The organism is Fischerella major NIES-592, from assembly GCF_001904645.1.
GTDB lineage: Bacteria > Cyanobacteriota > Cyanobacteriia > Cyanobacteriales > Nostocaceae > Fischerella > Fischerella thermalis.
This window is the reverse complement of sequence record NZ_MRCA01000004.1, coordinates 389,145-415,638: the sequence shown is the minus strand read 5'-3', so window position 1 is coordinate 415,638 and position 26,494 is coordinate 389,145. Positions and strand designations below refer to the sequence as shown.

The following is a 26,494-nucleotide window of genomic DNA, read 5'->3' as shown; positions in this document are numbered from 1 at the left end:
GGGCTTCCCGTAAGGGTGGGGTGTGTAGACGCGTAGCGGCTTCCCGTAAGGGTGGGCTGTGAGGGGTAAGTCATGTTAAAGAACAACTAAACTACTAACTACTAACTACTAACTACTAACAACCAACAATCAACAACCAACAACACACTAAATTGCTATTCTTATTGCAGTTACTGAGTTAGCTGGTGAACATTGAGCGAGATTACATCCACGTCTAGTTTGGGAAAATGGAGTCAGCGATTGCTGGCGGCGATTTTTTTAGGTGGACAAGTTACAATCCATCTCCTCAGAGGTAAAATCCATCGTCGCAATACTCTAGAACAAATGGCTGTAGTAGGGCCAGATTCGCTGTTTATTGCCCTATTAACAGCTGTTTTTGTCGGAGCAGTATTTACTATTCAGGTAGCGCGGGAGTTTATTACCTTTGGTGCAGGAAACCTTGTTGGTGGTGTATTGGCGGTAGCCTTAACACGGGAACTCTCGCCAGTCCTAACAGCTGTGGTGATCGCAGGGCGTGTTGGTTCGGCATTTGCAGCCGAAATTGGCACAATGCGGGTAACTGAACAAATAGATGCCCTATTGATGCTAAAAACTGATCCAGTTGATTATTTAGTTATCCCCCGTCTGCTTGCTTGCCTATTGATGATGCCAATTTTAACCCTGCTGTCTTTGGTGACAGGAATGTTGGGAGGCTTGATCATTGCCACAAATATTTACAATCTCTCTGACACACAATTTCTGGACTCAGCCCGTAATTTTCTTGGCAGTTGGGATATTATCAGCGCCATGATCAAGGCGTGTTGCTTTGGAGTTTTGATAGCTGTCATTGGTTGTAGTTGGGGTTTGACAACAACGGGAGGAGCCAAAGGTGTGGGACAATCGACGACAACTGCTGTCGTGACTGCCTTGTTAATCATATTTATTAGTAATTTCTTTCTTTCCTGGTTAATGTATCAAGGAACAGGTAGTGCGTTATTGCAGGGGTTTTAAAGTGGTTAGTAGTTAGTAGTTGGTAGTTAGTAGTTGGTTGACCCACTAACCACTAACGACTAACCACTAACTCCTAGAATAGGAATTAATGTCTACTAACAGAACAGGATTCAAGACTGTGACTACAACAAGCACACCATTATCAACATCAACTGTGGAACTTAAGCCTAGTTACAACATCCCTGTAGTGTTAGTGATGTTGGCTATTCCACTGCTGTTGGTGCAACCTTGGGTAGGAGGTGCGATCGCCCTATTTGGGTTATTTCTCATGTTTCAGACAGTCACACTACGTCTGCAATTTACTGCTACCGATTTAGATGTTTACAGAGGAGAAAAATTAATTCGGCGATTTCCTTACCAAGAATGGCAAAATTGGCGGATATTCTGGGAGCGTGTTCCCATCCTGTTTTACTTTAAAGAAGTTAAAAGCATTCATTTTTTGCCGATTTTATTTGACCCCAACACTCTAAAAACTTGTTTAGAACAACGCTGTCCGCGCATTTAGTCAGTGAACAGTTGTCAGTTATTCAGTGAGCAAGTGCTAGCTGATAACTGGTAACTGGTAACTGATTTAGTCTTAAATTGTATATTTGCTGAAAGTTTTTTAATTGCGTCATAGGAATTACACTATTTTTATGTATCCAGAGGAATATCAAAACCCACAATCAACAGATGAGTCTTTGCAATCACCAGAAGAAAAAAGCCCTACATCTACAAATGAACAAACAGAAGACTTATCTGTTGAACCAGTTTTAGAATTAACAACACAGAACTCTACAGTGGATACAGAACAAAACAATTTCACTTCTGTCTTACCTATAGCAAATCCAGAAGCAAGCAACTCTCAAGATGAGTTTGTGGTGCAGCAACAAGAAGAAATCACCATTTTGGGATTAGAACATCAACCAGAAGTCCAAGCAACACAACAACGACTTGCTGAGTTACAAAAACAAGAACAAGCCCTAAAAGCAGAAATTGCCGACTTGCAGGCTGCATATAAAACTCTGCAAGCACAAATGAATCAAACCCAAATTGCGATGGGGAATTTTGTGCAAGAGACGCTTTCTAGCCTAGAACAGCGTAAAAATGCGCTACAAATTTCCGTAGAACAGCTCGAACGGCGTCAAGAACGCATCCGCAATGAGATGCGAACTACGTTTGCAGGTGCTTCTCAAGAATTGGCAATACGGGTACAGGGTTTTAAAGACTATCTCACTGGTAGCTTACAGGATTTAGCAGCCGCCGCAGAACAATTACAATTAGTTTCCGCACCAAAACCAGAACCAGAAAAAGTCGTCATCCAAGAATTCAGATCTGCTGAAACCCAACCAGGAACACCACAATTTGCCCAACAGCAGTTTCAAGACACTACCAAGCAAATTCGTCGCCTGATTGACCAGTACCGCACCAAACCAGATTATTACGGACCACCGTGGCAGTTGCGTCGTACATTTGAACCTGTCCACGCCGAAAGAGTCTCTAACTGGTTTTTTAACCAAGGTGGACGGGGTGCTTTGCGGACCATGGGTAGTAGGTTGCAAAATATACTTATTTCCTCAGCAATTATTTCGATACTGCACAAACTTTATGGCGATCGCGTCCGTACTTTAGTTTTAGCTAATACACCAGAACGCTTGGGTGAATGGCGGCGTGGCTTACAAGATTGCTTAGGAATTGGTCGTCCAGATTTTGGTCCTGATCGGGGAGTTGTATTATTTGAGTCTCCAGAAGCAGTGGCACAAAAAGCCGAACGCTTGGAAAAATCTAATCAGCTGCCTTTAATTATCATCGATGATTCTGAAGAGTTAATCAGCTTGGCACTGTTGCAATTTCCTTTGTGGTTAGCCTTTGCTCCTGACCCCAAAATGATGAGAAGTTATGAAGATGATTTTTAATTAGTCAATGCTCATTTGTCATTTGTCATTTGTCATTGGTGATTTCGATTCTTCATTACTAACAATCAACAACCAACAAACAACAATTTAAAAATAATGACTACTTGGTTAACTTTGTGCGGGGCAATTCTATTTGTAGCTTACCTGTTGGGTTCTCTGCCCACTGGCTATACAGTAGTGAAGCTATTAAAAGGCATTGATATTCGGGAAGTTGGTTCTGGTTCTACGGGAGCAACTAATGTGTTAAGAACATTGGGTAAAGGACCTGGGGCATTTGTTTTGTTAATTGATTGCCTCAAGGGAGTTTTAGCCATCTTTCTGGTTTACTGGTTGTTTAAGTTTGCCCAAAATCAAGATTTAATTCCCTCAACCGTCAATTCTGGAATCTGGCAAGCATGGATGGTAACTTTAGCAGGACTAGCAGTAGTACTCGGACATAGTAAATCTATTTTTTTGGGATTTACTGGTGGTAAATCTGTTGCTACTAGTTTAGGAGTTTTGCTGGCGATGAATTGGCAAGTCGCTTTAGCAACAGCAGGAGTATTTGCTGTTGTCGTAACAATATCAAGGATTGTGTCTTTAAGTTCAATTTTTGGTGCGATCGCAGTTTCCATTTTCATGGTACTTCTGCACCAACCCCTACCCTACATTTTGTTTGGTGTTGCGGCTGGTTTGTATGTAATTTTGCGGCATCGTAGTAATATTGAGCGCATCATCGCAGGTACTGAACCAAAGTTAGGACAGAAATTGGAGACACAGACACCGGAAAACGTCAATATATAAAAGAAAAACAAACCCGCAAAGAAGGGGCTAGAGTGAGGTTTGTTGTTACAGCAAACTCACCACAACGCGGTGCGATCGCTCTTTTTTAGTCTAAAGTCCAGTTATTAAATTTAACGCTATTAATTTATGGATAAAGGGAAAGCCATGACAAGATAGATTCTGGATTTCATCATGCATCTGCTTGTTTCATACACTTTCTAACTTTATCCCTAATTCATGTCAGTTTTAACATGGCAGACAGTATTCTCCAGACATATATCCAGGAGCACCGCCAGGACAAGTAACATTGCAGAAAGGCTTTAATTTAATCGGATTCAATTTCCCTTTATCCAGCAAGTTGCTAGCCTTTGGCTGTGCTACAGATGCATCAACTTCTTTCTTTTCTGTTGCTGTGACTTTAACTACTTCTGATTTGCTTAGTTCTGATGTGGTGACTGAAGTTTGACCTTGAACCTCGTCAGCCATTGCAACAGGGCTAAAAATCATCAAGAATGAGAGTGCGAAACCGATGATGAAAGAAATTCGGCGTTTCATAGTTCTGTTTTTTGTTTAGATAGAAATACTCGTGGGTTGCCCCTGAAAATAACACCATGAGCAATCTATGAATTTCCGGAAAGTGGTGATCAACACTCTAATTAGCTTTAATCTCACCGAATTTACGGCATGTGTAGATATGCCAATTCAATTAATGTTAGCAACAGATCCTGATGTAGAGACGCTTCAAACAGCGGGTCTCTAAAATATCTATTTGTCTCATTCTTTTGTCAAATCGGTATTAGCTAGCGACAATCTCGCCCGCGACTAAAGTGCGGGCTGATTTTTAATTCCCTACTCTTGAAAGCCCATCTCCCCACACTCCTATTTCCGATCCAGTCCCAACCATTCCCCAATCTCTTGAATTAGCCAATGACGTTCTATAGTTGACAGGGGACTAGAAGTGAATTTCTGTCCTTCTACTTCTATGGTGACTCCTCTAGGGGCTGAACCTTGGTTGACTGGCTCTTGGTATATTTTGTCAATTAATGCTGTCTGACGTCGTTGTCGCTTGTAGCAAAAACCAAATATCTTCCAACGTATTTCAAAATTTTGGCGATCAAAGTAAAGATCAGTATGTCCAAAAGTAGGTAACAGAGTTCCTTGCACCACCGCAATCAGCATCGCCACGCAGAAAAGCCAAAAAAACCATGTCTGAGAATTGCCTCCCCTTGTCAAAAAATTAATCAATTGTGGTAGTTGCCAGAGAAAAGGAATCATGATTCCCACCAGGTAGAATAACTTAAATGCTTTACCACCGCGTCTTGGTATTTTAATGTCCAACTCGCTGGCAGACTTGTTGAGTTGAATTTGACTACCTGTGGGCTTGCGGCTAGTTATCGGTGGGGTTAGGACATTTTTGTTCTTGAGTGCTGCGAGTGCTTCTCGGGCAGTACTGAGTCTTTCTAAAACATTTGGTTCAGTGAGTTTACCAATCCAATTTACAAAACCCAGGTCAACGCTAACTCTATCAGTAAAGTGAATGCGTGCATCCCGATGAGGTAAATCGGCAGGAGACATCCCTGTCAGCAAATGTATTAAAGTTGCACCCAAAGCATACAAATCCGAAGCAGGAACAGCCCTACCAGCAAACTGTTCAATTGGCACATAGCCATAGGTTCCCACAACAGTAAAAGTAGCACCTTCCAACACCGCTTGATCCTGCACTGCGCCAAAGTCAACCAAATAAACCCGCTTATCTTCACCCCAAATCAAATTACTAGGTTTGATATCGCGATGTAGCACAGGTGGGTTGAGTTCGTGTAAATAAACCAGAATACTAAGAACTTCAACAGCTATTTTTTCTACCTGTGATTCCGAAAAGCGTTGACGTTTGTCTATTAATTTCTGTAGGGATGTTCCGGGAATATAACTCTGCACTAGCCCAAACCAGGCGAATTTAGAGCCAGATTGATGTTCCAAAACAAAGTAATCTCGGTACTTGGGGATACGAGGATGATTGAGATTTTTTAAAACTTGAGCTTCGCGTTCAAACAGTTTTTGTTCATCCCACTGCATTTGTGGGCTGAGAATTAGCAACTTGACGACAACTCGTTCTTGAGGTTGTTTAGCCAAATCTTGGGCCAACCAAGTTTGACGACTAGCATCTTGACCTAATTTTTCCTGTAGTTGATAACGATTACAAAGTATTTCTCCTGCTTTTAACATCCCCAAATTCCCCATAAAAAATTGTTAGTGGTTAGTAGTTAGTAGTTAGTAGTTGATGATAGATGTTTGTAAAAAAGTACTAGTTCACTATCTAAAAATCGATTCACCTACTAACCACTATCCATTAACTACTAACCAATCCCTAACCAATGCCTGATTTCTGCTGCCATCCAGCGACACTCGTCTTTACTTAAAGGTGGCTTCAATTTTCCAAAAGAATACTCGGATACACCTACAGCCAATGTTACTTCTGGGACTTTGTGACTACCATAACCACCAGTCTCACCGCTAAATACTTTGTCAATTTCTGAAACTTTTCCTCGTTGTCTAAGCAAGCAAAGACCTAGTAATTTCAATTCAATTTCAAACTGGTAATGGTCAAAGTAAATATTTGTTTCCACAAAGTTAGGTAATAGAAACCAACCTGCCAACAGAAGACTAGCTATAAGCCATATCCAACCTTCTATGCTACCCAACCCAAAACCGCCACTGAAAAAGTACAACCAAATTGCTAGTACTACTGTTGCAGCACAGTTCTTCGGGTCAATTAATGTCTTTTTCCACAGCACAGGAATTTTAATTTGTAAGTGTTCAGGAGATTTTTGCAGTTGAATTTGACTATCAGCAGGTTTAGCACGAACTAACCCAGAGATAGCAATTTGATTTGCTTTGAGCAGCTTCAGCGCTTCTTTGGCACTTGTGAAGCGTCTGTCTAGGTTTGGTTGTGTCAACTGTTCTAACCAGCGAACAAACCCAGGATTAACTTTTAGTAAGTGGGCAAACTGCAAGCGAGAATCTCGCTGTGGCAAATCTGCTGGTGGAATACGGGTTAGCAAATGAATTAAGGTTGCACCCAAAGCATAAAGGTCAGACGCTGGAGTGGCCCTACCACCAAACTGTTCTAATGGGGCATAACCATAGGTTCCCACTATCGTAAAAGTTGCCCCTTCTTTAGCGGCGCGGTCTTGCACTGCACCAAAGTCTACTAAATAAATCTGGGAATTTTTTCCTAATAGCAAATTACTAGGCTTGATATCGCGATGCAATACCAGTGGACTTAAACTGTGCAGATAAATCAAAATTTTCAAAACTTCAGCAGCAATTTTCCGTACTTCTGCTTCGCTGAACACCCTACCCTTTGCGAGTAATTCCTTAAACGATGAACCAGGAATGTATTCTTGCACTAGGGCAAAGTGAAGTACTTGATCTTCAAAGGCAAAATAATTACGATACTTCGGGATGCGTGGATGATTCAGCTGTTTGAGTATTTGGGCTTCTCGCTCAAAAAGTTTAACATCTTCCCACTGTGCTTGGTCGCTGAAAGTAAGCAGTTTAACGATGACTTGCTCTTGAGTAGACAAATCCCATGCTAACCAGGTTTGACGACCAGCATTTTCACCAAGTTTTTCTATAAGCTGATAGCGATCGCGTAATACCTGTTGGATTTGCAACATCGTTCTAGAAAATATACGTTTCAAAAAACTCTTATTTCCTCTTACACCCTTATATCCTTAATACTTAACACCCTTACTAAATCAGCACGAACATCTTAGCAACAAATATTCTTTTCTGTGAGAAATTGTTGGGAGTACCAATTTTACTAACAACAAAAGCTCCTCATAAACTTAATTATGATCAACGATTCTGAGTACATTCGACAAGATGCGGCCACTCGTGTACAAGTACTGAGTGAGGCACTGCCTTACATCCAACAATTTACAGGTCGGACTGTAGTTGTCAAATACGGTGGTGCTGCCATGAAAGATAGCAACCTCAAAGATAAAGTCATCCGCGATATTGTATTTTTATCCTGTGTTGGCTTACGACCAATAGTAGTACATGGTGGTGGACCAGAAATTAACAGTTGGCTAGATAAACTAGGAATCGAACCGCAATTTAAGAATGGTCTGCGTGTCACAGATGCCCCCACAATGGATGTGGTGGAAATGGTGTTAGTCGGTCGTGTTAATAAAGAAATTGTCTCTTTGATTAACCAAGCTGGTGGTTCTGCTGTCGGTCTATGTGGTAAAGATGGTAACCTGATTAAAGCCCGTCCCCAAGGAGATAAAGGCATCGGTTTTGTTGGGGAAGTAAGTAATGTCAATATTCGGATTTTAGAAACACTGGTAAATAGTGGGTATATTCCCGTAGTTTCGAGTGTTGCTGCTGATGATAACGGACAAGCTTATAATATCAACGCTGACACTGTAGCCGGAGAAATAGCAGCAGCACTGGGTGCAGAAAAGTTGATTTTGCTAACCGATACACGCGGAATTTTAAAAGATTACAAAGAACCGACTAGCTTGATCCCCAAAGTAGATATTAAAGAAGCCCGTGATCTAATTGCTAGTGGTGTAGTTAGTGGTGGCATGATTCCTAAAGTTAATTGTTGTGTGCGATCGCTTGCCCAAGGAGTCCGCGCTGCACACATTATTGATGGTCGTATCCCCCACGCCCTGCTACTAGAAATCTTCACTGACGGCGGTATTGGCACGATGATTTTTGGTTCTCAGTTTACCTGTTGAATTTATTGAAGAAAGACAGAAGACAGAAGGGATTTATCCCTTCTGGTGAAAAGAAAATTAATAAACTAAAATCTTTTCCCTTTCCCCTTTTACCTTTACCCATTTCTTCTTAGGGATGCTGAATGATAATGGGCTGCTGGATAGGTCTGTTGTGATACCAAGAATCTTTAACAATCACAGGATTAATCAATGTTGAGTTTCTCATTTTAGGATTCACCAACACCGGATTAACTAAGATGTTATCTTGTGTATTTTGATGCAATGTAGTGTATGTGTTATAAATACTACGATTTGGCATTAATCCCGTCACTGGGTCTACAGGCATAGGGGTAGGGATGGGACTACCGTATATAAAGCTACCAACAGTTGGAGCTTGAGGTTGATGAACACCGTAAAAACCCGGTTGATCTATTACTATTATCTTTTGGGCAGAAACAGGAGTTGTCATCCCGCCCATCAGTGCTACAGTGAAACCCAATCCCAGTAAATACGCTTGATAAAGCTTGATTTTAAGCATCTTTTTGGTTCACTAAATGATGATCAATAAATTTAACTATATAGATAAATAATAAATCACCATTTTCTGCCCATTAACAACAAACAAAAAACAAATTTATTATTTTTTGACCTGTTGCTAGCCCAAAGGATTTCACAAATGCTGCTACCGTTGGCACAATGAAGGCAGTGCTGAATTTGTGAGTAAAACGTGAGTTCAGAGAGTATAGAAATTGCCAAAAATCGCTACCAGCAAGGAAGAGTAGCCTTTGAAAGTGGGCTATATCGAGAAGCTATTGAACAACTAGAAAAAGCAAGCGCCTTGTTGGCCCGTAATACTCGCCTGAGTGGTGAAGTACAAATTTGGTTGGCGACAGCTTATGAAGCAGCAGGACGTACAGATGATGCGATCGCCCTATGTGAACAACTCAAACGCCATCCCCACCATGAAACAAGTAAAGAAGCGCGGCGACTGCAATACATTCTCAAAGCACCCAGATTGCAACGTCCCCAAGAATGGATGACTCAAATCCCTGATTTTAGCAATCTTGCTGATAATGAAAGTAAAATTAGTTTCTCTGCTAATCCTAATAAATCTTCTGGCTTTAAAAAGCCTCCTGAGCGAGAATTAGTTGACCTCAGTCAGGTCAATACTAAAGATAATCGCTTTATCTGGGTGGCTTTAATTGCAATTGGTTTAACATTGGTGAGTTTAATTTGGTTGAATGTTTAGGAATTGGGGATCGGGGACAAGGGGGATGGGGGAGTATGGGGAGTGTGGGGAGTAATGTAGAGAGGCGATGAATCGCGTCTGGGAGTGTAGGGAGTATGGGGAGAATAAATAGTGACCAATGACTAATGACCAATGACAAATGACAATTGACCAATGATTTTTGAGGAGATTTTTATAGTGATCAATTTGTCTACTTTCAGAAAAAGTTTTGCATGGCTGAGATTTGTTTGCCTGATACTAATAGCAACTTTGCTGCTTTCTGGTTGCGTGGATTATGAGGTGGGGATACGTTTTGATAATTCTAATAGTGGTGAGTTGGTGCAGCATATCAAGTTGGGAGAACGTCTTACCAGCTTTAGTGGTGAACCTGTGTATGAATGGTTAAATAGTATAGAACGTCGTGCCCGCCAAGAAGAAGGTAAAGTGCGACGACCTTCCAAAGAAGAAGTGATTGTCACAATTCCTTTCACTAATGGTGAAGAATTGCAAACAAAATTCAATCAATTTTTTCACCCTACTGTGAATCAGAAAGCTGTCACTAACGAATCTGATTCACAACTGCCAAAAGTAGAATCAAATTTACTTCTAAATCAGAATAATTTTTTGTTATTGGTACGGAATCACTTGATTTATGATCTGGATTTGCGATCGCTTGCTTTAATTTCCAGCGATGGTAATGTCTTGGCAAATGCTGGTTCCATTCTCGATTTAGACTTTAGTTTGAAGACTCCTTGGGGAGCAAGAACTATTCAAAGAACAGAAAACGCTCCCCTACCACAAAAAAATAACAATCAGCTAGTATGGCATCTCAACCCAGGCAAACTCAACCATATAGAAGCAGTTTTCTGGCTTCCCAGTCCTCTAGGTATTGGTACTTTATTGATTGTGCTATTTGTTGGCGTAGGATATTATCTGCGGTATAAATTTATGCCCGATCCCAGAATTCAGTTTGCTACGAAAACAGCAGTTAGTGAAGGGTAGTAGAAGGTGGGGAGATGGGGAGATGGGGAGATGGGGAGTGGGGGAGCCAGCGCGGTCTTGTTGGTTTCCAACAAAGAGCGACTGGCGTGGAGTGGGGGGAGTGTGAGAAGTATAGAATAACAACTAACAACTAACAACTAACAACTAAATTGTGAAAGCACAGCTTTTGTTAATCTTTACCTTATTGGTTGTCAATTCTGGAGTGGCGCATTCACAAACACCTGTACCAAATCCACAGATACCAGCCACTCCAACAGTTGCTCCCACAACAACTGTTACACCAAAATCTTCGAGTCAGTCTAATAATACCAAAGCTTCCCGTAAGGATTTGTTGAAAGCTCTTGAGGAGGTAGATAAAGGATTTACTACTCTTGTCTTTTTATTGATAAAAATATTAGTAGCATTACTGAGTTTATTTGTTATTCGGCGATTCTTTTTACTAATTACTAACCGATCTTCCCAATTGATAATTGATAATTTCAGTAATGCAACTGGTGCAGATGAAATTGAGGGCGTTTTAACAGGATTGTCACAATTGGCGCGGGAAAGATTAGCGAGAGAGATGAAAAGTGTCTACCAAAGGTCAAAGGAGCATATCACTAGTGTGGGACCACAAATTCATCTGTCCTCTGATAAATTTCCTTTACCACAAGCCACTGCAAATCAACAACTGACTAATTTTATATCTTCTGTCAAAGAATTAACTCCTGACCAAATTGATCCATTAGTACAACTACTTGCAGTATTATTTCCACCCTATGGTACTAAAGTTACTGGTATCTTACAAAGCCAGGGTGAAGAACATAAAAGAATTGGTATCACATTTGAAATTCAGGACATAGATAATCGCATTGCTGCTCAGATTTACACTATCTGGGAAGTATCTGACTCTGAAGTAGGAAAAGAGTCAAAAAGATTACTGAAAGACCGTTTTAGACAGTTATTGCGAACAGCTAGTCGTTGGCTGGCATTAGAACTCTCTAAACGCGAGATGATCAGAAGTATACCTAAATTTTATTTGGGGAGTAAGCGTCAACGCTATCTAGGACAAATTCATAATTTCTTTGGTGTTCTCAATCAATCTAGCGCTCAAACTCATGGTCAATTCTTTTACCAGTTAGCAATTGAGGAGTTGCAGCAAGCAATAGAATTTTACCCAGATTGGTATCAACCATACGATAATTTGGCTGAAACTTACAGTCTCTTGGGGCGGACACAAGGTGAAAGAAGAATCGGTAATCTCCAAAGCGCGATCGCTCACTACGATGAAGCACTCAAGCGAGTTACAGAACCAACTGTGCAGTTAAGGATCAAGGTTGCTAAAGCAATCGCCCAACTACTCACAGGAAAAGAAGATTTGATCTTGGCAGCAAAACAGGAAATCCAAAACCTGGAGATAGCAAAAAACTGGGACGCTACTACAGTATTAAACTACCGTTTACTGTATTATCTTGCCTGCTGGTATGCACTAGCTTATCGTTTGGATGATGCCGATGAAACTCAAAAGCGAGCATATCTCTACCTAACCTATAGCCTAACAAGAGACAAAAGCAGAGACTTTTGGGAGTGGGTTGGTAAAGATCCAGACCTAGAAAGCATCCGTGGAAGACTTCCGGAACTCAAATCTGCGCTTTTGAAGAAATTGAATGAAAAGCCGGAACTGCCAACGCTAACTGGCAAAGATTTTAACGAATCTATAGAAGAAGTTCTAGGGGCAGTTAGTTGGGGATCGAGGGAGGTGGGGGGAGTGTGAGGAGGTGGGGAGTGTGAGCAGTGAATAACAACTAAACACTAAACACTAAACAAGAACCAACAATCAACAACCGACAAATTTAAAATGAGCCAAACCGATTTTGAGAGAGCCAAGCAGCGTTTAGCACAAACAAAACAAGATATCATCTGGGCTATCGATGTTTTAGAGGATCCTGCTAAGAACCTGAGCGAGTATAAGCTCACTCCTGAAGAGGTAGTTCAACTAGGCTATCAATTTCAGCGAGAATTAGAGGAGATTCGCAGAAGAATTGAGCAAAGACGAGAATTAAAAATAGATTTAGAGTCATTAACATCTAAATCTCCTTCGCCAAATATTGGTGCGTCTCGGGACATATCATTCTCAAGTCATACAGGCTCAAGAATTACAGGGGAAATACCCCCCTTTGATGATCCTGATGAAGACAATGAAATGGGCAGCAGCCGTTCTTTTTAAAATTTTAGGGTGATAGACGCTGTATTTTCCAATCACCATCATCTAAACGAGTATATAAAATGCGATCGTGCAGGCGGCTAGAACGTCCTTGCCAAAACTCTATTTCTGTAGGGATTACCCGTAAGCCTCCCCAGTGGGGTGGTCGGGGTACATCCTGGTTTTCATACTTAGCTTTTAATTCTTGCAGACGTTGCTCTAGAATTATTCGGCTTTCGATGACTTCGCTTTGATTGGATGCCCACGCACCAAGGCGACTGTTAAAGGGTCGGCTTTGAAAGTATCTATCTGAATCGTTTTCGGATACTTTTTCCACATGCCCACAAATACGGACTTGTCTTTCTAGTTCTGCCCACCAAAAAACAAGGGCTGCTTGGGGATTTTCGGCTAATTCTTGTCCTTTATGACTGTTGTAGTTGGTGAAGAAAACGAAACCCCTTTCATCAAAATCTTTCAGCAACACCATTCTTGCTGAGGGTTTACCATCGGTCGTCGCAGTAGCAACAGTCATGGCATTTGGTTCTAGCAACTGTGCTGTCAGTGCTTCGTCAAACCATTTTTGGAATTGTATAAAAGGATTTGGAGCAACATCAGTTTCATTTAAGTCCTGCAAGGTGTAGTCTTTGCGTAGATCGGCTAAATTTTTGTCCATAGGGTTTTTATCCTGGTAGTTTTGTCAAAAATAATTATGATGATAATCAGCGCTAAGTAACTTTTACCAATCCAGCCAAGGAGTTTTGTAAATAACATTGCATCAAATGCGACGTTGGGCCTCTGTTCAAAATCTATTAATCTATGGTCTAGGCGGTCCAATCATCGCGCTGAATGTTTGGCTGCTGTCTTTACTGTTTACCTATTTCCAGCATCCTATTACAATTTTTAGTATTGCCACAATCCTTGCTTTTTTGCTGAATTATCCAGTCAAGTTTTTTGAGCGCGCCCGTATTTCTCGCGCCCAAGCAGTGATAATTGTATTGCTTTTGACTTTAACTTTGTTGGTAATATTGGGTGTAACGCTCGTACCGATGGTTATTGAACAAACCAACCAATTGTTAGATAAGATTCCCGATTGGTTAATTAGTAGTCAAGATAATTTAGAGCAATTGCAAATTTGGGCAAAGAAGCGGCGCTTGCCTTTAAATTTCAGCGTGATCAATCAACAAATCAATGCCAATATCCAAATTGTGGTACAGCAAATACCTTCTGGTGCTGTAGGATTTGCGGGAACGTTGTTGTCAGGAGTCTTGAATGTTGTTTTGGTGGTAGTATTGGCATTTTACATGCTTTTGTATGGCGATCGCGTTTGGTATGCTTTAGTCAATCTTTTACCACTTCATATCCGTGTGCCTTTCACCACATCCCTCAGGCTAAATTTTCAAAACTTTTTTCTGATTCAATTTTTGTTAGGTTTGTTCATGGTGGTGAGTCTGACTCCCATTTTTTTGATTCTGAAAGTCCCTTTTGCGCTTGTGTTTGCCATCTTTATCGGTGTATCCGAACTGATTCCCTTTGTGGGAGCAACTCTAGGTATTGGTACTGTGACAATTTTACTACTACTACAAAATTGGTGGTTGGCAATTCAAGTAGCGATCGCAGCGATCGTCATGCAGCAAGTAAAAGACAATTTGTTAGGGCCAAAATTACTTGGAGATTTTATTGGCATCAATCCCATCTGGATTTTTGTGTCAATTTTAATGGGATTTGAGATTGCTGGTTTTTTAGGATCACTATTGGCAGTGCCAATTGCTGGGACAATTAAAGGTACTTTGGATGCGATGAATAGCACTAAAATTAGAAAAAATGATTAAATGATAATTCTTATATTTTTCGTTCTTTGTTGATGGTTGTTTGTTGGTTGGAATAACTATACCTTAGTACTGCTGTGCTAACCTACTCACCAACAACCAACAACTACCAACCGACAAGCAACAACCAACAACTAACATTAATGAACCCTTCTGAGTTACTAGCAACAATTGAAAATCTCATACATCAGGCTGAAAAAGGAGAAATAGACCCTTGGGATGTGCAGGTGATTGAGGTAATAGACCGCTATATAGAATTAATGGCGCCACAAACAACCCAAAAAGGCTATGAAGCCGACTTGTCTCAATCTGGACAAGCTTTTTTATCTGCATCAATGCTGGTGTTGTTCAAAGCAAATACCTTGATGCAATTGCAATCAGCTGCTGATGAACAGGCAGCTTTAGCAGATGATAACCTCTTGGAGGAGATGGAAGAAGGGGGACTTTACCAAGCTCATCGCCTGCAATTTGAGCGTCATATCCGTCGTCGTCCAGCAGCAATGCCGCCACCAAAGCGTCGTGTAACTCTGCAAGAGCTGATAGAGCAATTGCAGGTTATGGCAGAGCAATTAAAACTGGTAGAAAAAGTCAATAAGCCGTCACGTCCTCGGCGTCAGCCCAGTCTGCAAACAATGCGAGCCGCATTAGAACTGGCTCATCAGGAAAATCTTACTGAAGTGGCTGGGGAACTCGAGCAGGTTTTGTACCGTTGGTCAACAGAACTTAGTTTGGAACAAAATTGGTTGAATTTGGAACAATTAGTGGAGTTATGGACACAAACCAAACAATCACAGCAGCATGAAACAGGTCACAATTCGCCAAACGGCCATAAAGTTAGTGTTTTTTGGGCGTTACTATTACTCTCGGCTCAATCTAAAGTGGAGTTATTCCAAGAGGAGTTTTACCAAGACATAAAAATAAGATTGCTTACAGGCGAAGGAAATAATAGCAGACAATTGGAAAAGTTAATGAAATAAGCAATATTTGATTTAGAAATATCAATTATTTCTAGAATTAATGCTTCAGCTCACCCCAAAATCCGGGTAAATTGAAAGGATAAGCGATCGCTAGTTGTTTATGAAAAAAGTTTCTACTCAAGAAACGCCTCCCCCGTTCCACAAGAACAGGGCAGGCAGTTTGAACGCACTACGCGAACACATGTCATCTTGCTATGCATATGGTTATACCATGTCCGACAATTCCCGTATTCCGTGGTTTTAAGGATGACTTGGAGCAAAAACAAACCGATGATTAAGTATCACTCACTGAAAGTTAACTGGCTTGTGGTTGAGGAATAAGTATATATGAAGGCAATGATTCTGGCAGCGGGCAAGGGAACTCGGGTACGTCCGATTACGTACACTATGCCCAAACCGATGATGCCCATCCTGCAAAAGCCAGTGATGGAATTTTTACTAGAACTGTTACGTCAACATGGATTTGACCAAATTATGGTCAATGTGAGCCATTTGGCTGAAGAAATAGAAAGTTATTTCCGTGATGGTCAGCGCTTTGGCGTACAGATTGCTTATTCTTTTGAAGGGCGAATTGTTGAAGGTACGCTAGTGGGTGAGGCCCTTGGCTCTGCTGGCGGCATGAAAAAAATCCAAGATTTTTATCCATTTTTTGATGATACTTTTGTAGTCCTGTGCGGAGATGCCTTAATAGACCTCGATTTGACAGCAGCAGTCAAATGGCACAGAGCCAAGGGATCAATCGCTACCATTATTATGAAATCCGTACCACGGGAAGAAGTTTCCAGCTACGGTGTGGTTGTGACCGATGAAGATGGTCGCGTTAAAGCTTTCCAAGAAAAGCCGAAGGTAGAAGAAGCCCTCAGCACCAATATCAATACAGGTATCTATATTTTTGAACCAGAGGTACTAAATTACATACCTTCTGGTGTAGAGTATGACATCGGTAGTCAACTATTTCCCAAACTAGTAGAAATGGGTGCGCCTTTCTACGCCATTCCTATGGATTTTGAATGGGTGGATATTGGTAAAGTCCCAGATTATTGGCGAGCAATTCGCGGTGTGCTACTAGGCGAAATAAAAAATGTCCAAATTCCTGGTCAACAAGTTGCCCCTGGGATTTACACTGGCTTAAACGTAGCTGTGAATTGGGACAAAGTTGACATTACAGGCCCAGTGTACATCGGTGGCATGACTAAGATCGAAGACGGGGCGAAAATAGTCGGACCGACAATGATTGGCCCCAATTGCTGGATATGCAATGGTGCAACGGTGGAAAACAGCGTCATCTTTGAATGGTCACGTCTGGGGGCAGGAGTGCGACTAGTCGATAAGCTAGTATTTGGACGCTATTGTGTAGATAAAACTGGGGCAACAATCGATGTCCAAGCAGCTGCTTTAGATTGGCTGATTACCGACGCCCGTCAGATACCACCGTCTCACACTCCTGTCGAACATCAAGCGATCGCGGAATTGTTGGGAACGAATGCTAGTTAATTGTTGGTTGTTGTTTGGAATAACCAACAACCAACAAACAACAACTAACCACTAACTACTCAAATACGTATACCTCCGCAAACTCTGCTCATAAGTTTGTAGCAGTCGCTGTGATTCCGCTAGTGTAATGCGATTTTCTTCTAAAGCTAATTCGCAACGCTGGCGGATATTTTCTACCATGTCTTCCGAGTCGTATTGTACGTAACTCACTACCTCGCTCATTGTATCACCCTTGACTACGTGTTGAATTTGGAAGCCTTTGGGCGTCAATTGGATGTGAATGGCGTTGGTATCACCAAATAAATTATGTAAATTCCCCATAATTTCCTGGTACGCTCCATTCAAGAACATGCCCAGATAATAGGGTTCTCCAGATTTAAAGGGATGCAGTTCTAAAACTGACTTGACATCGCGCAGATCGATAAAGCGGTCAATTTTACCGTCACTGTCGCAGGTGAGGTCTGCTAAGATCCCCCGTCGTGTTGGTTCTTCATCTAGACGGTGGATCGGCATAATCGGAAATAACTGGTCGATCGCCCAACAATCAGGTGCTGATTGAAACACAGAAAGGTTTACGTAATAAATGGAAGCCATGATTTTTTCTAAGTCTTCCAATTCATCGGGTACGTATTCTTCCTTTCTGGTGATATTCAGTATTTTTTGACAGCAAGCCCAGTATAGACGTTCCGCCTTGGCGCGTTCCGTCAGACTTAAGATTCCCAGATTGAAGCGGCTAATAGCTTCTTCTTTAAATTGGGTAGCGTCGTGGTAAAATTCCTGATAATTTTCTTGATTGATGGATTGGTAAGTTTCCCAAAGATAGGTGATAATGTGGGATTCCCCTTCTTTGGGCGGTTCCGGTAATTCTGTGAGAACTTCGCTGGTGCTGAGAACATCAAAAATCAATACCGACTGATGAGAAGCGATCGCCCTACCACTTTCACTAATCAGTGTTGGTACGGGTATATTTCGCTCCGAACATGTATCTTTTAACTCTGCCACAATATCATTGGCGTAGTTCTGCATGTTGTAATTTTTGGAAGCATAGAAGTTGGTTTGGGAACCGTCGTAATCTACACCCAAGCCACCACCAACATCAAGATACTTCATGTTTGCCCCCAACGCTGCCAATTCTACATAGATACAGCTAGCTTCTTGGATGGCATCTTTTATGACATTAATGGCAGAGATCTGTGAACCTACATGAAAATGGAGCAATTGTAAAGAATCTAACAGATCAGCAGCACGTAACTTTTCCACTGCTTGGATAATTTCGGGAATTGTCAGACCAAACTTAGCGCGATCGCCACTGGAGGTTCCCCAGCGTCCCATCCCTTGGGTACTGAGTTTTGCTCTCACCCCCAAAATTGGCTGAATCCCTAACTGGCGGCTAGCTTCAATCACCACATCTACTTCTTCAATCTGTTCTAAGACGATGATTGGTGTCTGCCCTAATCGTTGGGCTAGCATTGCCGTTTCAATGTATTCTTTGTCTTTATAACCGTTGCAAATTAACAATGCTCCTGGTGTATCTAGCATCGCCAGGGCGATCATTAATTCTGGTTTAGAACCTGCTTCTAAGCCAAATTGATGGGGTTTGCCAAAGCGTACTAAATCAGCAACCAAATGCCGCTGCTGATTACATTTGACCGGAAATACGCCACGATAAATACCAGGATAGTTGTAGCGAGCGATCGCTTTGGCAAAACAAGCATTTAACCGCTCAATCCGGTCTTCTAAAATATCAGAAAACCGAATCAACATCGGCAGTCCTAAATTACGCTGCTTGAGAGCATTAACCAACTCGTATAAATCCAGCGAACCGCCGCGATCGCCTTTTGGGGAAACAGTAATATGACCTGCTGCGTTGATGGAAAAATAAGGATGGCCCCAACCTTCTATGCGGTAAAGCGCTTCGCTATCTTCTATTTTCCAAACGCGTGTTCCTTCCTGTATGCTGGCAGGTGGCAGCAGTTTTTTGTGCTTGTGATTTTTCAATTCAGATTTTTTACTATTATGGGACGGCGGCTTCACCACCTCATCAGATGCAGCAGTAGAATCAAGACGCATTTTCCTGACCTTTATGTTCACCCATGAATTTACAATTTAACGTATTGATGGTTCAACGCATATACACCAGAAGTTGATTTGTGAGATATTGTTTGATTGGTCAATTGTCAATGGTCAAAACCCTTGACTATAGACTATAGACTATGGACTCTTGACTATGGACAAAGGACAAATTTATTCAGTTTGAGGAGATAGCTTTGGAACGCACATTTATTGCCATTAAGCCTGACGGTGTACAGCGTAAACTAACTGGTGAAATTATCCGCCGCTTTGAAACCAAAGGCTTTACCCTAGTTGGGTTAAAATTCTTGAAGGTTAGCCGAGAATTAGCTGAAGCTCATTATGACGTTCACAAGGAAAGACCATTTTTTGCAGGGTTAGTTGATTTTATTACTTCCGGTCCTGTAGTCGCAATGGTTTGGGAAGGAGAAGGCGTCGTTGCTGCTGCCAGAAAAATGATTGGTGCAACTAACCCCTTAACAGCAGAACCCGGGACAATCCGGGGTGACTTTGGCGTCAATATTGGCCGCAATATCATTCATGGTTCCGATGCTATTGAAACCGCACAGCGAGAAATTGCTTTGTGGTTTAAAGATGAAGAATTAGTAAATTGGCAACCGCACTCAATGGCTTGGTTGCACGAGTAATTTCAGAGTGTGAGGAGTGTGAGGGGTGTGTAGACGAGGCAGTGCGGTGGACGGGTTTCCCGACATAAAGCACGTGGCGTCATCTGCCGTGCGCTCATAGGCTTCCCGCAGGGTGGGGTGTGAGGGGTATGAGGAGAAAAGACTTTATTATATTTTTCAGACTTCCCCCTACTCCCCCCACTCCTCACACTTCCTCAACTTCTTTAGACTGCACTACTTCTGTCTTCTCCGGTTCTGTCACTGATACAGGTTGGGTGCGTTGGGAAAATCCCCAGGTTAAAATTAGGGCGATCGCAGTAATCATCAACCATTGTGGTGGAACTAAATCTTCATTTACCACCCGGATCAAGAGGCGTAACCCCACTAATGCAACAGTGATGTAACCTGCATCCTCTAGGTTCTCAAATTCATCCAACCACCGGATAAATAAACCTGCCATAAAGCGCAAGGTAATTACACCAATAGTTGTCCCAGTTAGCACTAGCCAAGTTTCCTGAGAAACAGCGATCGCAGTGGTGACACTATCCAAAGAAAAAGCCAAATCTGTTAAAGCAATTACAGGGATGACTTGCCATAATGAGTTAAAACGTGGTCCGTGATGGTGATGTTCTTCGTCTTCTTCAGACGTGAAGTGTTGGAATACTAGCCACAGAAGGTAAGCTGCACCTAGTAACTCAAATTGCCAAAACTGTTGCACCCAAGTAGCTGTCAGTAGTAAGGTAATTCGTAGGACATAGGCAAAAACTAGACCTATGTTGAGTGCTTGGGTTTCAAGCTTTTTGTCTCCCAGTCCTTGAGCGATCGCAGCAAGAGCAATGGCGTTGTCAGCAGATAGCACCGCCTCCAAAAACATCAGGATCAGCAAGACTATAGCCGCTTCAATGCTGAGATGAAAGTTAAGGTAGTCAAAAATTTTGTCTAGCATTCCGAGTTTCTCAAGCAGTGAAAAATAAATCAGTGAATAGTAAACAGTTATCAGGCATATGGTGGGAGATCAACAAACACCATTAAAGCATTCAGACTAAATTGACGAGAAAACCATTACCCCACAAATAAAATTGATGGCTGATCACTGATAACTGTTAAAAGTTACCAGGAACAGAGGAAGTTAGTATAAAAAGCGCAATAAATTGCTACCTTAATCAAGCTTAACGTGTTGGCGAGGAATTCTGATGGGAAGATTTTGGTGAATGTGCTTGAGAAAGAATGATGGATTTCAAGTTACTTGCCCTTGTTGCCCCTACACTGTTGGCTATAAATGTATTACCTAGCTTAGCTGGAGAGACTTCTCAACAGATAGCGCAAAATGTGAACTGTAACAATCCTCAAACCAGACAACAGATGATTATTTGTAGCGATCGCGCTTATAAAGCAGCCGATCAAAAACCTAGCCAATAAAAAGTTGATTTGATTGTTGCTTGTGAAGTGAACCATCAAGAATGTAACTTTCTGAATAACGAATATCTTGACTTAGGATTTTATTTGTTGTTCCACTACTTGCAGCTAGACTAAAAACAATTAGCGCAACAATTGTATAGAAGGCAGTTTTTTTCCAAAATCGTTTCGTTTTTCATAATTTTATTGGTAGATTCCCTAACCAGAATTTCCAGTATAAAAATCTGGTACTAAAGCCCTACTAAAAACTATGGGATTTACGTTTATTTACATGGCTTTTTTCATTTGTATAATTTCCGTTTCTCAAAAAATAATGGGAGAAGCTATTAAACCCCTCCCAGATTTTGGAATATTTTCCCTGTCCTTGGCAAAGCTTGAGTATTAAGGCGATCGCAAGGTTATTTATCTATTCTGGAAACGGAAGCTATATTAGATTCTGCGATTTTGGGAAATAGGAAGTCCTTAGCAAATATTTGGGGATTGGTTTGTGAAATTTGGATGTAAGATTGGCGCACCTGAGTATTAACTGCAACAGTTTTGACGTCGTACATCTCAGTAGCCAGTTTTGGGTAGACGCCGATACCGATAGTCAACAGCAAGAAGCAAGCAGCAATAAACACTTCACGCGGCTTTGCATCGTTAAAATTGGCCTCTGTTGGGAGGACGCAGTTAGTCCCAAAGCAAACTGCTTCCTGATTGTCTTGGTTCTGTGAGCCTGCATCAGAAATAACACAGGCAGGAGCGACGTCTGAACCGTAAAATACCTGTCTGAGCATCGAGAGTAGGTATATTGGTGTGAGGATAAGTCCTACTGCTGCTAAGAAAACCATGACAGTACAGAAAGTCGAACTGTAAATGTCGCTGGTGGTGACGCCAACAAAGACTGCGAGTTCGCCCACAAAACCACTCATTCCAGGAAGGGCTAACGACGCCATTGCAGCAGCTGTAAACAAGGCAAATACTTTCGGCATTGCTCGACCAATACCACCCATATCTGACATGATCAGTGTGTGGGTGCGATCATAGGTGACGCCTGCAAGGAAGAATAGGACTGCGGCAATTAAACCGTGAGAAATCATCTGTAGCATCGCCCCACTAATTCCTAAGTCGGTGAAGGATGCAATACCCAACAGCACAAAACCCATGTGAGAAACCGATGAATACGCCAGGCGACGCTTCATGTTGGGCTGAGCGAAGGAATTCAATGCACCATAGATAATATTGACAACACCTAGACAAGCTAAAACTGGTGCAAAATAAACGTGGGCATCAGACAGAAGTTCTAAATTGAGACGAATGAGACCATATCCACCCATTTTCAAAAGTACACCCGCCAAAATCATTGATACAGGCGCAGATGCTTCACCGTGAGCATCAGGTAGCCAGGTGTGCATGGGGAAAACAGCCAACTTCACACCAAAGGCTATCAACAATCCTGCATAAAGAAGCAGTTCGAGTGCCAGTGGGTAATTCTTCATCCCCAATTCGACCATATCAAAGGTCATATTGTCACCGTAGAGGGCCATTGCTAACCCTGCTACCAGAATAAAAATCGAAGCTGCTGCTGTGTATAACAAGAATTTTGTCGCTGCGTAGCGACGCTTTTGTCCACCCCAAATAGAAACAAGTAGGTAGACAGGAACCAGTTCTAGTTCCCACATAATGAACAACAGCAGCATGTCTTGGGCAACAAACACGCCTATCTGTGCAGAATACAGCACCAACATCAAAAAATAGAATAGGCGGGGTTTGCGATCGACTTGCCATGCTGCAAAAATCGCTAGTGTTGTTACCAATCCTGCTAGCAGCACAAGTGGCACAGAAAGTCCATCAACTGAAACTGCCCAGTTCAAACCGATCTGAGGTATCCAGGTGTATTTCTCCACAAGTTGCACAGATGCGCTGTTGGCATCATAATTTTGCCAAAAGGCATAGCACATCAAAATAAAGTCCACCATACCCACCCCTAAAGCATACCAGCGCAGACGCTTGCCATTTTTATCGGGGAAAAAGGGAATGGCTAGGGAAGCCACAAGTGGCAATAGGATGATCGCAGTGAGCCAGGGAAATTGATCGCCTATCATGTTTATGAGCAAAAATACTTATGGTGGTATAAAACCATAATATTAAACTTCGTAAACATTTTTTATCAATCTTTACCACAGATCAGTATTGACAAAACTCTAGTTTATGTAAAAGACAATAAGACGTAGCAATCCTACGTCTCTACAAAATGTGGACAAACACAATTCATGACCAAATTCAGCAACGCCAATATTCTCTATGGTTAAGGTTAGAAAACTAGATCAAATTTTGTTTGTAATTATACAATTTTTTGTTTGTTCTGCGTAAAATCCCTAGTTTGCCTGATCACTGAGATCTTATCTGTGGTGGGTGATTGGGAACGTTAAATTAACAGTATGTCTCCAACTATACAAATACAACATGATAGAGTTAGGCCTTATGCCTTAATTAATTGTTCTAAAGCTTGATGCAGTTCTTTTGTTAACTCAGTCACTCCAACTCTGACTGCACGGCGATCGCTTTGAGATTTTGCCCAGCGTTCTGTAACTGATATTGGTTGACCAACTGTGATTAGTGCTTGTCGCCAACCCAAACGCGGACGCCCTGGCAGTTTTGTGTTATTTCTGGTTCGGGCGATCATATCAAATATTAGTAGCGCTGTCTCTGCAAACCTTTCTGGAGTAGGTTTTTCCTTGACATAAGTCCCTGTAACTGCAACAAAAGTTTCTACCAACCGCATATGTCGCATTCGCAGTTCTGCTTCTGCTGCTACCCAGTCTGCTAATCCTCGTTGAAAGGGTGGTAAAGCATTGATATCTGACACATCTTCTCGATAAATATAACTCCAGCCAGCTTCTTCCAAACGGCGACAACGGTCAATAAAATTTCCTTGTGGTTGTAGTTTAAAATATTGCTCGGCAACTTTTAAAGCTGTATCTTGTAAGCGATGCAGTCTCGCCATTAATATCTCATTGCCATTGCCCCTAGCCTCAAGCTCATGATCAATTGCAGCGAGATGCTGATGATAAAAGCGTTGATAAAATCCTTCCATCTCTGTTAACAGGTGTTCGGCTAGCCGCAACAGACGTGAATAGTGTATCTCTTCTGGGTTAGCGGTCTCAGATCGGCCAATAGTCTTTACTGGCAAACCACAATCAGCTTCTAATTTACTCAACAGCCAATCCAGTTTTGCCCAAGGTGGTTTCACATAACTATACTGAAGCGCGATCGGCACAATCAAAACTTCTTCCGAACGGTTGGCTTTGTGCAAGTCTTCTACACACCAAAACCCAAATTGAGCAACACCAGGTTCCAAAGGGCTAACGATACCACTATGTCCATTGGTAGCACCTTCGGGAGCTACTGCGATTGGCATTTTAGCGTTGGCAAACAAATTCCGGGCATTTTGAATACCTAGCTTGTCCAGTCGCTTACCCCGACGAATGGGAGTCCCCCCTAAATTTGAGAAAAACCAGCCTAGCCAGTCTCCCGCCCACAATAGCATTCCCCGTTCATAAATGAAGTGTGAATGAATAGGGTATTGCAAGGAAATTCCTTGCTGACGTGCAACCCGTGGCACTGCTCTGGAAAGCAGGTATAACATACACAGAGGATCGTCTACCTCTGGATGACGAAATGCCATCAAAAAGCGAACTTTGCCAGCTTGGAATTGTTGGTATAATTCGGCTAATATTTCTGCATTCTTAACTTGAATGCGCGAAATTCCAGCTGGCAACCACGGTCTTAGCCGAAACCGTAGCAAAATAGGCAGCAACCACTGGGCAAGACGGAGTACAACAGGGTTGAAGCGTTGTGGAATAAACTCCAGTCGTGATTGGGCATGTTGCATGGAATCAGGCAAGGTTGCTCTCCATTTAACAGTTATCAGTTATTAGTTTTCAGTTACCAGTTTGATCACTGTTGCTGGTACTGTTGACTAATTTAATAACGGTAGCGAATCTAGGGGCTAGAAAATAGGGTTTAGGGTGTCAGGGTGTAGGAAACTTTACAAAAGTACAGATGCACTATGCGATCGCACAGCACATCCATAAATTTAAATAAATTTATCAAATCAGTTTTACTAATAAACCGAAAATACCTGTTTTATACCAATTATTAAAAGTGTAGAGACGTGCCATGGTACGTCTCTAGGACATGTTCCTAGTAAGTACAAAGCGTGCTTACTACAAGCCAAGAACATTTGTAGTCATTTTTTTCAGAAATGATATTACAAGGGAAATTTTGCTTTCTCAATTCCTCTGCCTGTATGCAAAAACGGAGAAATATGAAAAAATGTAAATAACTATATTGTTATTTAGTGATTAAATAGTTAAATGATTTTGGTAGAAATCAACATGGCTTGGGTCTGCATCGGTGGTGTGATTAGCTGACGGTCATGATGCAGATCCTTTCCTAAGGACTGAATAACGATTCTTCAACGCTGGCGTTGACAGTGAACTGATAAGTATCAGCTTGCGTTTTGAGATGAAGGAACAAACCAATGAGTAGCAATTTAGCGATTAAGCTTCGTACCGGAACCCAAAAATCCCACACAGCAGCAGAAAACGTGGGATTCATGAAGTGTTTTCTCAAAGGGGTTGTAGATAGAGGCTGCTTTGCCAAATTTTTAGGTAACTTGTATTACATCTACAGTGAACTGGAAGCAGAAATAGAAAAACATCGAGATCACGCCATAGTCGGCGGTATTTATTTTCCAGAGCTAAATCGCCAAGCCGCTTTAGAAAAAGATATGGAATTTTACTATGGTAAAGACTGGCGATCGCACCTGCAAATATCTCCTACTGCCCAGAATTATATTGCTCGAATTCAAGAAGTATCTGCAACAGCACCTGAGTTATTGATTGGACACGCATATACTCGCTACATGGGCGATCTTTCCGGCGGTCAGATGTTGCAGAAAATTGCTCAGTCAGTCTTAAAGCTAGAAGGTTATCAAGGTACGTCTTTTTATAACTTTGACCAAATTTCTGATAAAAACGCTTTTAAAGACAAGTATCGTCAGGCATTAAATACATTAAATGTTGACGATACCACAGCAGAAAAAATTGTTGCAGAAGCGAATAACGCCTTCGATTTTAATATGAAAATGGCTCAAGAACTAGAAGGAAATTTAGTTCAAGCTATTGGGCAAGTATTATTTAATTCCCTGACTCGTGGTCATAACACTGGTAGCACGGAAGCCGCTGCTGCTAATTAGGGATGTAGGGAAATAAAGGTGTAAGGGTGTAAGAGAAATAATTTTGAATTAAATTCC

General features: G+C 41.7%; 25 protein-coding genes. 16 read left to right on the top strand and 9 right to left on the bottom strand.

Going from position 1 to position 26,494, the window contains the following annotated elements; all coding sequences use genetic code 11:
• Positions 1-219 precede the first annotated feature (219 nt).
• The 4 genes from NIES592_RS10940 (at position 220) to plsY (ending at position 3,668) form a co-directional block, all read left to right on the top strand.
• Positions 220-990 carry an MlaE family lipid ABC transporter permease subunit gene (locus NIES592_RS10940; protein WP_016872154.1) on the top strand — a complete coding sequence of 257 codons (771 nt, stop codon included), beginning with the start codon at positions 220-222 and terminating at the stop codon, positions 988-990.
• An 88-nt stretch (positions 991-1,078) separates the two neighbouring features.
• Positions 1,079-1,495 (top strand): DUF3119 family protein, encoded by a 417-nt coding sequence (locus NIES592_RS10935; RefSeq protein ID WP_009756855.1) that lies wholly within the window; start codon positions 1,079-1,081, stop codon positions 1,493-1,495.
• A gap of 130 nt (positions 1,496-1,625) precedes the next feature.
• Positions 1,626-2,885, top strand: coding sequence for a DUF3086 domain-containing protein (locus NIES592_RS10930; protein WP_073555730.1), 1,260 nt, complete (start codon positions 1,626-1,628; stop codon positions 2,883-2,885).
• A 96-nt stretch (positions 2,886-2,981) separates the two neighbouring features.
• Positions 2,982-3,668, top strand: coding sequence for a glycerol-3-phosphate 1-O-acyltransferase PlsY (gene plsY / locus NIES592_RS10925; protein ID WP_073555729.1), 687 nt, complete (start codon positions 2,982-2,984; stop codon positions 3,666-3,668).
• A gap of 225 nt (positions 3,669-3,893) precedes the next feature.
• On the opposite strand, the gene NIES592_RS10920 is transcribed toward plsY, so the two are convergent.
• Entirely contained in the window at positions 3,894-4,202 is a 309-nt protein-coding gene (locus NIES592_RS10920) for a hypothetical protein (RefSeq protein WP_062248051.1), read from the bottom strand.
• 67 nt (positions 4,203-4,269) lie between these two features.
• On the opposite strand from NIES592_RS10920, the gene NIES592_RS25090 reads away from it, so the two are divergent.
• Complete coding sequence (locus tag NIES592_RS25090; RefSeq protein WP_178379519.1) at positions 4,270-4,407, top strand: hypothetical protein; 138 nt, start codon at positions 4,270-4,272, stop codon at positions 4,405-4,407.
• A gap of 119 nt (positions 4,408-4,526) precedes the next feature.
• On the opposite strand, the gene NIES592_RS10915 is transcribed toward NIES592_RS25090, so the two are convergent.
• A complete protein-coding gene (locus NIES592_RS10915; RefSeq protein ID WP_062250688.1) occupies positions 4,527-5,870 on the bottom strand; it encodes a serine/threonine protein kinase in 1,344 nt (447 codons plus the stop codon).
• A 131-nt stretch (positions 5,871-6,001) separates the two neighbouring features.
• Positions 6,002-7,324 (bottom strand): serine/threonine protein kinase, encoded by a 1,323-nt coding sequence (locus NIES592_RS10910; RefSeq protein ID WP_062248053.1) that lies wholly within the window; start codon positions 7,322-7,324, stop codon positions 6,002-6,004.
• A gap of 174 nt (positions 7,325-7,498) precedes the next feature.
• Between NIES592_RS10910 and argB the strand changes: the two genes are divergently transcribed.
• Positions 7,499-8,395: an acetylglutamate kinase gene (gene argB / locus NIES592_RS10905; RefSeq protein WP_178379524.1), complete on the top strand. Its 897-nt coding sequence runs from the start codon at positions 7,499-7,501 to the stop codon at positions 8,393-8,395.
• Between the two features lie 109 nt (positions 8,396-8,504).
• Here argB and NIES592_RS10900 read toward each other — a convergent pair whose 3' ends face one another.
• Positions 8,505-8,912, bottom strand: a complete 408-nt coding sequence (locus NIES592_RS10900; RefSeq protein WP_062248055.1) for a hypothetical protein — start codon at positions 8,910-8,912, stop codon at positions 8,505-8,507.
• A gap of 189 nt (positions 8,913-9,101) precedes the next feature.
• On the opposite strand from NIES592_RS10900, the gene NIES592_RS10895 reads away from it, so the two are divergent.
• From NIES592_RS10895 to NIES592_RS10880, 4 genes are all read left to right on the top strand, one after another.
• Positions 9,102-9,623, top strand: coding sequence for a tetratricopeptide repeat protein (locus NIES592_RS10895; RefSeq protein WP_062248057.1), 522 nt, complete (start codon positions 9,102-9,104; stop codon positions 9,621-9,623).
• A gap of 180 nt (positions 9,624-9,803) precedes the next feature.
• Positions 9,804-10,604 carry a DUF3153 domain-containing protein gene (locus NIES592_RS10890; RefSeq protein ID WP_102206432.1) on the top strand — a complete coding sequence of 267 codons (801 nt, stop codon included), beginning with the start codon at positions 9,804-9,806 and terminating at the stop codon, positions 10,602-10,604.
• 151 nt (positions 10,605-10,755) lie between these two features.
• Complete coding sequence (locus NIES592_RS10885; protein WP_062248060.1) at positions 10,756-12,357, top strand: tetratricopeptide repeat protein; 1,602 nt, start codon at positions 10,756-10,758, stop codon at positions 12,355-12,357.
• An 84-nt stretch (positions 12,358-12,441) separates the two neighbouring features.
• On the top strand, positions 12,442-12,810 hold the full coding sequence (locus NIES592_RS10880; RefSeq protein ID WP_073555728.1) for a hypothetical protein: 369 nt from the start codon (positions 12,442-12,444) through the stop codon (positions 12,808-12,810).
• 4 nt (positions 12,811-12,814) lie between these two features.
• On the opposite strand, the gene pdxH is transcribed toward NIES592_RS10880, so the two are convergent.
• Positions 12,815-13,459, bottom strand: a complete 645-nt coding sequence (gene pdxH, locus NIES592_RS10875; RefSeq protein ID WP_073555727.1) for a pyridoxamine 5'-phosphate oxidase — start codon at positions 13,457-13,459, stop codon at positions 12,815-12,817.
• Between the two features lie 106 nt (positions 13,460-13,565).
• On the opposite strand from pdxH, the gene NIES592_RS10870 reads away from it, so the two are divergent.
• From NIES592_RS10870 to NIES592_RS10860, 3 genes are all read left to right on the top strand, one after another.
• Positions 13,566-14,615: an AI-2E family transporter gene (locus NIES592_RS10870; RefSeq protein WP_073555726.1), complete on the top strand. Its 1,050-nt coding sequence runs from the start codon at positions 13,566-13,568 to the stop codon at positions 14,613-14,615.
• A 140-nt stretch (positions 14,616-14,755) separates the two neighbouring features.
• Entirely contained in the window at positions 14,756-15,589 is an 834-nt protein-coding gene (locus tag NIES592_RS10865) for a segregation/condensation protein A (protein WP_073555725.1), read from the top strand.
• Between the two features lie 327 nt (positions 15,590-15,916).
• Positions 15,917-17,083 (top strand): sugar phosphate nucleotidyltransferase, encoded by a 1,167-nt coding sequence (locus tag NIES592_RS10860; protein ID WP_009756871.1) that lies wholly within the window; start codon positions 15,917-15,919, stop codon positions 17,081-17,083.
• Between the two features lie 51 nt (positions 17,084-17,134).
• On the opposite strand, the gene speA is transcribed toward NIES592_RS10860, so the two are convergent.
• Entirely contained in the window at positions 17,135-19,153 is a 2,019-nt protein-coding gene (gene speA / locus NIES592_RS10855; RefSeq protein ID WP_062248070.1) for a biosynthetic arginine decarboxylase, read from the bottom strand.
• Positions 19,154-19,350: 197 nt separating this feature from the next.
• Between speA and ndk the strand changes: the two genes are divergently transcribed.
• Positions 19,351-19,800, top strand: coding sequence for a nucleoside-diphosphate kinase (gene ndk, locus NIES592_RS10850; RefSeq protein WP_062248071.1), 450 nt, complete (start codon positions 19,351-19,353; stop codon positions 19,798-19,800).
• A gap of 184 nt (positions 19,801-19,984) precedes the next feature.
• On the opposite strand, the gene NIES592_RS10845 is transcribed toward ndk, so the two are convergent.
• On the bottom strand, positions 19,985-20,725 hold the full coding sequence (locus NIES592_RS10845) for a TerC family protein (protein WP_062248073.1): 741 nt from the start codon (positions 20,723-20,725) through the stop codon (positions 19,985-19,987).
• Positions 20,726-21,006: 281 nt separating this feature from the next.
• Between NIES592_RS10845 and NIES592_RS10840 the strand changes: the two genes are divergently transcribed.
• A complete protein-coding gene (locus tag NIES592_RS10840) occupies positions 21,007-21,198 on the top strand; it encodes a hypothetical protein (protein WP_143168363.1) in 192 nt (63 codons plus the stop codon).
• A 395-nt stretch (positions 21,199-21,593) separates the two neighbouring features.
• Here the strand turns inward: NIES592_RS10840 and NIES592_RS10835 are convergent, their stop codons facing one another.
• Both NIES592_RS10835 and NIES592_RS10830 read right to left on the bottom strand, forming a co-directional pair.
• Positions 21,594-23,279 carry an NAD(P)H-quinone oxidoreductase subunit 4 gene (locus NIES592_RS10835; RefSeq protein WP_073555723.1) on the bottom strand — a complete coding sequence of 562 codons (1,686 nt, stop codon included), beginning with the start codon at positions 23,277-23,279 and terminating at the stop codon, positions 21,594-21,596.
• A 377-nt stretch (positions 23,280-23,656) separates the two neighbouring features.
• Positions 23,657-25,069 carry a 1-acyl-sn-glycerol-3-phosphate acyltransferase gene (locus NIES592_RS10830; RefSeq protein ID WP_062248079.1) on the bottom strand — a complete coding sequence of 471 codons (1,413 nt, stop codon included), beginning with the start codon at positions 25,067-25,069 and terminating at the stop codon, positions 23,657-23,659.
• A 651-nt stretch (positions 25,070-25,720) separates the two neighbouring features.
• On the opposite strand from NIES592_RS10830, the gene NIES592_RS10825 reads away from it, so the two are divergent.
• Positions 25,721-26,437, top strand: a complete 717-nt coding sequence (locus NIES592_RS10825) for a biliverdin-producing heme oxygenase (protein ID WP_062248081.1) — start codon at positions 25,721-25,723, stop codon at positions 26,435-26,437.
• Positions 26,438-26,494: the final 57 nt, after the last annotated feature.